This is a genomic window from Halorubrum sp. C191, assembly GCF_002727095.1.
GTDB classification, from domain to species: domain Archaea; phylum Halobacteriota; class Halobacteria; order Halobacteriales; family Haloferacaceae; genus Halorubrum; species Halorubrum ezzemoulense.
Genome location: NZ_NHNZ01000076.1, coordinates 69,011 through 78,568 on the forward strand (window position 1 = coordinate 69,011; position 9,558 = coordinate 78,568).

At 70.9% G+C, this 9,558-nt stretch carries 12 protein-coding genes and 2 tRNA genes; 8 read left to right on the top strand and 6 right to left on the bottom strand.

The genetic code is table 11. The annotated features are described in order from the left end of the window. Positions 1-12: 12 nt before the first annotated feature. The 3 genes from Z052_RS06925 (at position 13) to Z052_RS06935 (ending at position 1,164) form a co-directional block, all read left to right on the top strand. Positions 13-414: a CrcB family protein gene (locus Z052_RS06925; RefSeq protein ID WP_089308024.1), complete on the top strand. Its 402-nt coding sequence runs from the start codon at positions 13-15 to the stop codon at positions 412-414. Beyond that, positions 411-773 (top strand): CrcB family protein, encoded by a 363-nt coding sequence (locus Z052_RS06930; protein WP_049931441.1) that lies wholly within the window; start codon positions 411-413, stop codon positions 771-773. The genes Z052_RS06925 and Z052_RS06930 overlap by 4 nt, the downstream gene beginning before the upstream one ends. A gap of 76 nt (positions 774-849) precedes the next feature. Beyond that, positions 850-1,164, top strand: coding sequence for a hypothetical protein (locus Z052_RS06935; protein ID WP_049931442.1), 315 nt, complete (start codon positions 850-852; stop codon positions 1,162-1,164). A 61-nt stretch (positions 1,165-1,225) separates the two neighbouring features. On the opposite strand, the gene cca is transcribed toward Z052_RS06935, so the two are convergent. Continuing rightward, on the bottom strand, positions 1,226-2,674 hold the full coding sequence (gene cca, locus Z052_RS06940; protein ID WP_049931443.1) for a CCA tRNA nucleotidyltransferase: 1,449 nt from the start codon (positions 2,672-2,674) through the stop codon (positions 1,226-1,228). 160 nt (positions 2,675-2,834) lie between these two features. Between cca and Z052_RS06945 the strand changes: the two genes are divergently transcribed. Beyond that, positions 2,835-2,907: transfer RNA gene (locus tag Z052_RS06945), tRNA-Asn, on the top strand. A 328-nt stretch (positions 2,908-3,235) separates the two neighbouring features. Then, positions 3,236-3,310, top strand: a tRNA-Ile gene (locus tag Z052_RS06950). A 205-nt stretch (positions 3,311-3,515) separates the two neighbouring features. On the opposite strand, the gene Z052_RS06955 is transcribed toward Z052_RS06950, so the two are convergent. Continuing rightward, a complete protein-coding gene (locus Z052_RS06955; RefSeq protein WP_089308022.1) occupies positions 3,516-4,379 on the bottom strand; it encodes a TIGR01548 family HAD-type hydrolase in 864 nt (287 codons plus the stop codon). A 96-nt stretch (positions 4,380-4,475) separates the two neighbouring features. Further along, positions 4,476-4,976 carry a UPF0146 family protein gene (locus tag Z052_RS06960; protein ID WP_086216289.1) on the bottom strand — a complete coding sequence of 167 codons (501 nt, stop codon included), beginning with the start codon at positions 4,974-4,976 and terminating at the stop codon, positions 4,476-4,478. 39 nt (positions 4,977-5,015) lie between these two features. Between Z052_RS06960 and Z052_RS06965 the strand changes: the two genes are divergently transcribed. The 3 genes from Z052_RS06965 to Z052_RS06975 all read left to right on the top strand — a co-directional run bounded on the left by Z052_RS06965 (position 5,016) and on the right by Z052_RS06975 (position 7,152). Then, positions 5,016-5,537 carry an archaemetzincin family Zn-dependent metalloprotease gene (locus Z052_RS06965; RefSeq protein ID WP_049931446.1) on the top strand — a complete coding sequence of 174 codons (522 nt, stop codon included), beginning with the start codon at positions 5,016-5,018 and terminating at the stop codon, positions 5,535-5,537. A 110-nt stretch (positions 5,538-5,647) separates the two neighbouring features. Continuing rightward, the gene (locus Z052_RS06970) at positions 5,648-5,947 is read left to right on the top strand and encodes a DUF6432 family protein (RefSeq protein WP_049931447.1); all 300 of its coding nucleotides are present in this window, start codon (positions 5,648-5,650) and stop codon (positions 5,945-5,947) included. Between the two features lie 47 nt (positions 5,948-5,994). After that, positions 5,995-7,152 carry an aminomethyltransferase family protein gene (locus Z052_RS06975; RefSeq protein WP_049931448.1) on the top strand — a complete coding sequence of 386 codons (1,158 nt, stop codon included), beginning with the start codon at positions 5,995-5,997 and terminating at the stop codon, positions 7,150-7,152. Positions 7,153-7,177: 25 nt separating this feature from the next. Here the strand turns inward: Z052_RS06975 and Z052_RS06980 are convergent, their stop codons facing one another. The 3 genes from Z052_RS06980 to Z052_RS06985 form a co-directional block, all read right to left on the bottom strand. After that, entirely contained in the window at positions 7,178-8,353 is a 1,176-nt protein-coding gene (locus Z052_RS06980; protein ID WP_049931449.1) for an inorganic phosphate transporter, read from the bottom strand. Further along, positions 8,353-8,481, bottom strand: a complete 129-nt coding sequence (locus Z052_RS21210; protein ID WP_254921732.1) for a hypothetical protein — start codon at positions 8,479-8,481, stop codon at positions 8,353-8,355. The genes Z052_RS06980 and Z052_RS21210 overlap by 1 nt, the downstream gene beginning before the upstream one ends. 411 nt (positions 8,482-8,892) lie before the next feature. After that, positions 8,893-9,426 (bottom strand): metallophosphoesterase, encoded by a 534-nt coding sequence (locus Z052_RS06985; RefSeq protein WP_094519973.1) that lies wholly within the window; start codon positions 9,424-9,426, stop codon positions 8,893-8,895. Positions 9,427-9,558: the final 132 nt, after the last annotated feature.

A 9,558-nucleotide genomic window follows, 5' to 3' on the forward strand; every position in this document is an offset into this window, starting at 1 on the left:
ATACGCTAGCGCATGGACCGAACGCCGTACGGATTTCTCCTCGTCGCGGCCGGGGGCTTCCTCGGTGCGGTCGCCAGACACGCCGTCGACGCGGGGGTCGCCGGCGTCCTCACCGCGGCCTCGTCCGGCGACCGCCTCATCGCTCTCGGCGGCGTCCCGCCCGGCGCGGGGACGCTGGTCGCGAACGTCGTCGGCTCGTTCGCCCTCGGTCTCCTCCTGACTCGCGCGTCGAGCGACCGGGTCCGGCTGCTCGTCGGGACGGGCGCGCTATCCTCGTTCACGACGTACAGCACGTTCGTCGCCGACGCCGTCGCGCTCGGAACGACCGCCGGCGCGGGATACGTCGCCGGTAGCTACGCGGCCGGATTCGCCGCGGCCGCACTGGGGCTCGCCGTCGGGAGGCGCCGGCGATGAGCGTCTCGCCGCTCCTCGCGACGGCGCTCGTCGGCGTCGGCGGTGCGCTCGGCGCGGCCGGCCGTCACGCCGTCGGGCTCCGTATCGAGGGGCGCCGGTCGGTCCTCCTCGTCAACGCCCTCGGGAGCCTCGCCCTCGGAGCCGTCTCCGCCGCGCCGATCGGATCGGCGGCGACGCTGCTGTTCGGCGTCGGCTTCTGTGGCGCGTTCACGACGTTCTCCTCGTTCGCGGTCGGGGCCGTCCGGACGGCGAGCGAGACCGGTGTTCGCGCCGCCGCGACGCTCGCGGCCTCGAACCTCGCGGCCGCGCTGGCCGCGTTTGTCCTCGGTTCGTCTCTCGCCGTCGCGGTCGCCGGCTGACGGAGGCTCACGGCGGCCGGGCCGTTCCTCCCCGACAAGCGACAAGTACAGGCTCCCCCGGTTCCTATGCGAGTGCGTGACCGACACCGACCGCTCCGTCGACGGCGAGTCGACCGCTCCGGCCGACTCGGGTGGTCCCGCTGACGACGTTACCCCCGAGGACGTCCCCGACTTCGGCGACCTCTCGATCCTCCAGCGCGGGTTCGTCGCCGCCGCGCAGAACCCCTCGCGCGGGCTGCTGGTCGTCGGCCTCTTCGTGTTCGCGCTCGCCTTTTACGCCGCGTTCTGGCTGTCGTTCCCCGGCGCCGCCGGACTCCTCACCGCGATCGCGCTGATCGTCGTCGTCGTCGCCGCGGCCGTCTACTGGCTCCTCGACCGCCTCTCCCGCTGAGCGGCCCCCTCGCCCGGATCGCTTTCGCCCGTTTCATTGGGAACGGCTCCCCTCGACGGTCTCACGGCCGCGGCTCGTAGAACCCGCGGAGCGGTCGACCGAACGCGGGGGCGAGCGTCGCCACCGCCTCGCCGACCAACACGTCGCGGTCGGCGAACGCCGGTTCCACCTGCGCGCCGAGCGCCACGTCGCCCGCGGCGTCGCTCTCTAGGTACCCGCGGACGGTGACGAACTCCCGCTCGCGCTCGACGACGTACCGGTCGCCGTCGATGAACGGCCCGTAGGTGTCCGGGTCGACGTCGTCGACGTACGACTCGTAGAAGTTCGCGGCGTGCTTCCGCACCGCGACCGGCGGCCCGTCGTGGCGCGCGACCGCCGGTCGCTCGGTCACCTCCAGTTCCGCGTACAGCGCGGCCCGCGTCGACTCGACGGCTGCGGCGCGCTCGGGCACCTCCCGGTCGCCGCTCCCCCCGTCGGCGTCGCTCCCCTCGCCGCCGTTCCTCGTTCCCGCTGCGTCGGTCATGGCGCGCGCTCGGAGCACGTCGAACCCGTGATCGTTGAGCCCGCCGACGATCCCGTCCAGCGATCGGCGGAGCTGCGGCCACAGCTGGTCGTCGACCACGTCCGGCGCGTCGAACACGACCGCGACCGGCGTCGTTCCCCGTCGGTCGAGATGCGCTCGCACTTCCTCGGGGTCGAGCGGTTCCGGTTCGTCAGGCTCGAAGAGCGCCTCGCTCGGGGCCGCGAGCAGCTCCCGCGCGTAGTGCTGGAAGCGTGCGAGGTTCGTCGCCGACAGGACCGCCGCGACGTTCCGCGTCGGGTCCGTCGGATCGACGACGACGAGGGGGTCCTCGAACGTGCGCTCGGCGTGCCCCTCTGGGTCGAACTCCACCGGGGGGTGCCAGCTCCGCGCCGACTCGACGAGCGGGACGAACCCGCCGAGCTCCAAGACGAGCAGCTCCGTGAGGTACCCCGAGAACCCCTCGGTGCGGAGGTCGCTGCCGTACGCGCCGATCCCCTTCAGGAACGCCTTCGCGAGGACTACGTCCGCGGCGAGGTCGTCGTCGAGCCGCGCAGAGAGGTACGCGTCGTGGAACGGGGTGCGGTCGACCGCGGAGACCAGATCCCCCGCCGTCTCCACGTCGTGACAGGGGACGAGGTCCACGTCGAACCCCTCGTAGTTCCCCTTCACGTACGGGTGTTCGGCGTACTCCTCGTGGCCGTCGGGGAGGACCGCGTGCCCGACCGCCAGCCCGTACTCCTCCAGCTCGGCGCGGTCGAGATCTGCGTCGAACCGGACGAACAGGTCGATGTCGCGGTCGCCCGCGACCCACGTGCCCCGCGCCGTCGACCCGACTTGGACCACGTCGGCGCCGACGGGGAGGTCGGCGATCGCCTCGTGGGTCCGGTCGGTCAGTGCCGTGGCCGCCGCTCGCAGTCGCTCCCGCTCTTCCGGCTCGGGAAGGACGCGCTCGCGGACCCGTGACAGCACCGCCTCCAGATCGTCCATACCGAACGGTCTCGCGGTCCGGCTGAAAACGTGTCGGTCGGATCGGCGGCGCGGCGGGCCGACGGAGCGCCGCCGCCGTCCCGCGGTCCGGCCCGGCGGCTTCCGCGCCGTCGGGCGGAAACGAAAGCCATATCAAAAGGACGCGAGTACCCGAAAACAGGCCGAAGTAGCTCAGTTGGTAGAGCGCCTCGCTGTTAACGAGGCGGTCCCAGGTTCGAGTCCTGGCTTCGGCGCCTCCCTTCGTACGTTTCTCGTCTATGCTCTCACCAGACCGTAGTCCTATTTTGCTCGTTTCCGCTCTGACTGAGTATGCCGAATCGAAGCGAGCAATTTGCTTCACTCGAGGAGCCACAGAAGCGCGGCCAAGCGGCCGAAGCGATCGTAACTGATACTTATCGAAGGTGCTGGTGACACACAGATGACTATCCGGTACGAGCGGTCAAACATAACATATCAAAAACATCAATTGGCACGAGGATTACCATCTCAACGAAACATTAGCTTCGCTTGGTTCCAACCCGATAGGATAAAGAGGAACCGAGAGACAAATCGATCCGTGGCGGGCCTTTAGCTTAGTCCGGTTAAAGCGACTCGCTCATAACGAGTTGATCGCCGGTTCGAATCCGGCAAGGCCCATTCCGGTTTTTCACCGATTCCCCGCTGTATCTGGCTGTCTACTCCTGCTGGAGCGTCACGTCGGTCGCGGTCTCGTTCGCGGGGTCGTCGCTCACCGGACCCGACGTGTCCCGGATACCGGCGGTATCCGCGATCGCCGGCGAGATCCGTCACGGAGCGGTTAACGCGGGAGGGGCGCACGGTGCCCGAGCCGACGCGACGACGACTACTCCAGTAGCCCAACCAGTTCGTTCACGTCTTCGACCACGGCGTCCGCGCCGTTACCGGCGAACTTCTCGCGCCCCGCCTCGCCGGTGAGCCCGCCGGTGAGGACGCCAACCCCGTAGTAGACGCGCGTCTCGTCAGACTCGTCGGCGTTGCGTGCGGTCCGCACGTCGTCGAGGGTGTCGCCCGCGAACGCGACCCGCCCGGCGCCGAACCGCTCGGCGAGCTCGACGAGCGCCCGCGGGTGCGGCTTCCCCTCTTCCCAGTCGTCCATCGTGAACCGCCGGTCCTCGGGCACGTCGAGGCCGACGCGGTCCAAGGCGATGTCGGCCTCGGCCGCCGGCCGCCCGGTGAGGACGCCCACGTCGAACCGCCCGGTGAGGTCGGCGATCGTCTCGGGGTCGACGAGCGTCGGCTCGTCGTGGATGTACCCGTCGGCCTCGAACGGCGGCTCGCCCCCCTCTAACTCGCGGTACAGCTCGCTGCCGAGGTACAGCGCCTGAAACGTCTCGCGGAGCGCGTCCCGGTCCCACTGGTCGCGGACGCGGGCCTGTGCGACTCGCGGGAGGTCGCCGACGACCTCCTTGGCGGCGTCGAGCCCGCCCCCGAGCTCGCGGACGCGCTCGGTGAACTCGTCGACGTCCATCCGGAGCCCCTCGCGGCGGGCCAACACGAACAACGCCGCCGCGTCGGTCAGCTCCCAGTCGTTGTTGAACCCGCCGGCGTCCTTGAACGCCTGGACCGCGTCCGGGTCGATCGGCTTGCCGCAGACCCGGTCGACCGATTCGAGGATCGCCCGACGGTAGGAGTCCGCCACGTCGACCAACACCCCGTCGATGTCGAGGACGACTGCGTCGACCTGCATACGGGTACCCCCGACTGGCGCCCGAATGAACGTTCGGGTTCGCGGTCGGCGTCGCCGGTTCGAGCCGTGCGGCGTCCCGGTCGCCGGTCCGTTCCGTCACCGCGCGACGAACACGACAGTTCCCGACTCCGTCGACTTCCGAGAGACGTCCACGACCGGCTCCTCGAACCCGAGCGTGGTGAACAGGCAGGCGGCGCCGAGTCGCTCCGCGAGCGCGACGGTCGCCCGCTGTAGCTCCGCCGGGAGGTTCCGAGCGTACACGGCGTCGACGCCGCCGGGCGCGTCCGGAGCCTCACCGGCGGTCTCGTCGCTCGCGCCGATCCCAAGCGCGCTCTGCGCCGCCCGCTCGTCGTCGGCCGCGAGCGCCGTCACGTCCGCGGCGACGACGCGGAGCGTTCCCCCGCTCGGCGCCTGCCTCCCCGCCGCCGCGTCCTGCGCCGCCTCGCTCACTTCGACGTCGATCGCGACGACCTCGTGGCCCCGATCGGCGAGCGCACGGGCGACGCCCGGCCGGCGGCCGACTCCGACCTCGATCAATCGTTCGTACCGCCCGAGTGCGGCAACGAGTGCCCGCTCCGACGGGGGTGGTCGTACCACGGCGCGGCCTTTATGACCGCGGCGTTCAAAAGCGGTTCCATGCTCGTGGACATCGTCCCGGTCGGGGAGGTCACCCCCCGAGTGAAACGGGAGGCCTCCGGTGCGCTGCGTTCCGTATACGACTGCGACGTGACGGTCCACGACGATCAGCCGATCCCCGACTCCGCCTTCGAGGCAGATAGGGACCAGTACCGCGCCGAGGACCTCATCGAGACGGTCACTCGGGTCGGCGGCGGCGAGAAGAACATCGGCATCACGCCCGAGGACCTCTACTACCGCCGCCGAAACTACGTGTTCGGCCTCGCGTACCTCAACGGCAGCGGCTCCGTCATCTCCACGCACCGCCTCCGCACCTCCTCCGACGGCGGCGTCTCCACCAAGCCCGCGGTCGACGTGTTTGGCGACCGCGTCCGCAAGGAGGTCGTCCACGAGATCGGTCACACTCTCGGCCTGGAGCACTGTGACAACAGCAAGTGCGTGATGTCGTTTTCCCCGACTGTCCGCGAGGTCGACGTGAAAGAGGAGAACCTCTGTGGCACCTGTTCGCGGATCGTCCGCTGACGCGGCGCGACCGGCGTACCCTCCCGACGATCTGTCGCCCGATCTCTCCGGTCGCCAATCCCTCTCCGATCGCCGGTAGACGTAAAGTCCGGCCCGCACAAGGGACGGGTATGGCCGCAAAGCCGGAATACCGCGACCGGCCGGACGTCGAGGTCGCGCTGCTCGACGCGCTCGTCGACCGCGGCGACGAGGGAATGACCGTCCTCGAACTGCGCGCGGCCGTCGACGCAGACATCGACGCCGTCGAGGAGGCCCTCTCGACGCTGAAGGAGGACTCGCTGATCACCGTCGAGTCCGAGGAGCACGTTCGGGTGTACGCCCACGAGAAGGTCGTTCCGGACCCGGAGGCGCCCGACGACGACCCCTCCGAGAGCCTCGTCGACGCGATCCGGGACCGACTCGGACTGTAGCCGTCGGAGACGGCGGCCTTTTGGCCCTCGATCGCCACCGTTCGACCATGACGCTCGTCTCCGGTACCCACGACGCGCACGGCGCCGCGTACCGCGACCGCGGCGGTCGCGAGGTCGTCGACCACTACGGGAAGCCCGTCCGCGTCGGCAAGGCGGTCCGAAACGTCGCGGGCGTGATCGAGATGGGGTACGGCGTCCTCGCCGTCAGGGGGAGCGACCGCGTCGAGTTCGTGGACAACGCCGTCTCGAACCGCGTCCCCGCCGAGGACGGCGAGGGAACGTACGCCCTCCTGCTCGATCCCCAAGGCGGGATCGAGACGGACATGTACGTGTACAACGCCGACGAGCGGCTGCTCGTCTTCCTCCCCCCGGAACGGGTCGAGTCGGTCGCCGCCGACTGGGCGGAGAACGTGTTCATTCAGGACGTCGCGATCGACGACGTGTCCGACGAGTTCGGCGTGTTCGGGGTTCACGGCCCGAAGTCGACCGAGAAGGTCGCCTCCGTCCTCGGCGGACCGGGCGCGCCGGAGGGGCCCCTCTCGTTCGTCCGCGGGTCGATGGTCGACGCCGGCGTCACCGTGATCGCGACGGACGCGCCGCTCGGCGAGGAGGGGTACGAGATCGTCTGCGCCGCCGCCGACGCGGGCGACGTGTTCGACACCCTGATCAACCGCGGACTCAACGCCGCGCCGTTCGGGTACCGAACGTGGGACGCGCTCGCGACGGAGGCCGGAACGCCCCTCTTCGAGTACGAACTGGCGGGCACGGTCCCGAACGTCCTCGGCCTCCGGAACGCGCTCGACTTCGAGAAGGGGTGTTACGTCGGGCAGGAGGTCGTCTCGCGCGTGGAGAATCAGGGGCGACCGAGCCGACGGCTCGTCGGCCTCGAACTCGACGGCGTCGCCGAGGCGGTCGACGGCGTCGACCCGAACGCGGACCCGCAGGGGATCGACGCCGCGCTCCCCGCGTCCGGTGCGGCCGTCTTCGACGGTGACGAGGCGATCGGCGAGGTGACGCGGGCGGCCGTCGGCCCCGCGACGGACGTGCCAGTCGCGCTGGCGCTCGTCGGGTTCGACGCCGCCCTCGGCGAGGTCGCCGTCCGCGTCGACGGCGAGGAGAGTCCGGCCACCGCCGTCGACCTCCCGTTCGTCGACGGGAGCGCGCGGTCCGCGCGGCTGCCGACGTACCCCGAGGGACGCGCCTAAGGGTGAAGCGGAGCGTCGCCGCCCGTCACGCGACGAAGTCGACCGCCGAGTAGAGGCCGAACCCGAGCACGAACGCGCCGACGAGCGACCCGATCCACGCGAGGACCGTGTACCCCATCTTCTTCCGGCTCACGCCGGCGTCGCCCGCGGCGTAGCCCGCGCCGACGATCGCCGAGACGATGATCTCGTTGAACGACACGGGGATCCCGAACGCGACGGCGGTCTGCGCGATCGCGAACGACGGGATGAGCGCCGATATCGACCGTCGCGGCCCCATCGAGGCGTAGTCCTGCGCGAGCGCCTTGATCATCCGCGGCGCGCCGGTCCACGACCCGGCCAACAGCCCGACGCCGCCGCCGACGAGTAGCGCCCACAGCGGGACGCCGACCTCGCTGAAGATCGGGACGAGCGGGCCGATCGCGAGACCGACCTGCGACCCGCCGGCCGAGAACGCGACGAGCCCGCCCATCGCGAGCAGGAACCGCCGCTGTGCCCCCTCGCGGTCGCGGCCGAGGTCCGCGTACACGGCGACCGAAACGAGCGCGGCGATCGCGACGCTCACCGCGGCGGGACCCGCGCCGCTGCCGCCCAGCCCCGCCCCGAGGACGCTCGCCACCGACGCCTGCTGGCCGGCGGGACCGAGCAGCGCGAACCCGACGTTCGCGAGGATCGCGCCGACGACGCCGGCGAGCGCGGCCGTGAGCGGTCGCTCGGGCAGCGACTCGCCGATGAGCATGCGCGCGACGCCGTAGGCGACGCCGCCGCCGACGAACGGCGTGAGCACCCACAGCGTCGCGATCTCGGCGTACTTCGGCCACGCCGGGTCGCCGCCGAGCGCGAGGCCGACGCCGACGACCGCACCGGTGACGGTGAACGCCGTCGCGATCGGGTAGCCGGCGAACACGCCGACCGCGACCAGCGCGGCGGCCGTGACGAGCGCGACGATGGCCGCCACGGCGGTGAGCGTCACCCCGCCGATCAGTTCGGTGCCGACCGCCTCGGTCACGTTCGCGCCCTGGAGGATCGCGCCGAGGAGCCCGAGGACGCCGACGACGAGCCCGGCCCGCATCACGGAGATTGCGTTCGCCCCGACCGCGGGCGCGAACGGGGTCGAGCCCGACGACCCCGCGCCGATCGACCACGCCATAAAGAGGCTGGCGGCGGCGGCGACGAGGAGGGTCGCGGCGGTGGCGACGACCATCAGCGTCGCCCGTCGTTGTACCCCTCGTTCAGCCCCGCCACCGTGCGCCGGACGAGGAGGAACCCGAAGAAGAACAGCCCGAGAAGACCCACCAACAGGAGTACGAACAGCGGTTGGACCGGGAGCATACGCCTGAATCCGTCGGCACGCGGTTATAAGTTTCGAGCCGAACGGTCGCGTGACCCGGACGATTCCGACGCGTTCAGGCGATCGGATCCCGGTAACTAAAACGCGTTTTTGTCCCTCAGCCACGTATATGTCGATACCCCGACTACGTGTAATCGCGACCCCCCGCTTCGGCCCTCACGCTCGAACCCGCCGGCCGACCGCCGGCTGGTCGGACTCGCACCCGCTCCCTACCCAGTCCGGTATCCCCCTCCCCGGCCGACCAGCGACCGACAGCCGGCGCCCACATCCGCGTCGATCCGGGTCCTCCACCGCTGACACGACCGTCGGCCGGCCCGGCCGTCAGCGGGGCGTCGCGATCGGTCTCTGCCGACGCGACGGCGAGCCCGATCCGCTTCTCGTGATTCGCTCCCTTACTCGCGGCTCTCGGCCCCGATCCGGAACGTCTCGAACTCCTCCCCGTCCGGCGTCACCAGTCGCCCGTCCAGACCGTCTCCGGCCCCGTCGTCCACCGGACGCAATTCCGCGTGCGCCGGCCGGTTCCCGCGCGGTTGGGCGTGGCTGCCCGGATTCAGTATCGGGAGCCCACCTGAGTCGTCGAACCGCGGCCGGTGGCTGTGGCCGCAGATCACGGCGTCGGCGTCGCGGCCGCGACCGAGCATGACGAGCCCCGTGTCGCCGCTGCGGTGTCGGTGCGTGACCGCGAACCTGACCCCCGCGTATTCGACGGTCCGAACCTCCGGGACGCGGTCGCGGATCGCGGCGTCGTCGTTGTTGCCGTAGACCGCCCGGAGGGCGGCGGTGGTCGACTGAAAAGCGTCTAAGACCGGCTCGCGGTAGAAGTCGCCCGCGTGGATCACCAGCTCCGCCTCGCGGACCGCCTCCGCGGTCCGCCCCTGAAGCCTCGACTCCTCGCGTGCGTGCGTGTCGGAGACGACGACGAGCATACCGGGAGTCCGCGCCGGCGTGAGTTAAAAAGCGCGCTCGCCACGGTGGTGCGTGCCTCCGAGTGGCAGCCGAAGGCGGCCGCGAGGAGCACGCGCGAGGGAGCCGGTCGCCCGGAGCAGCGCGGAGGGCGA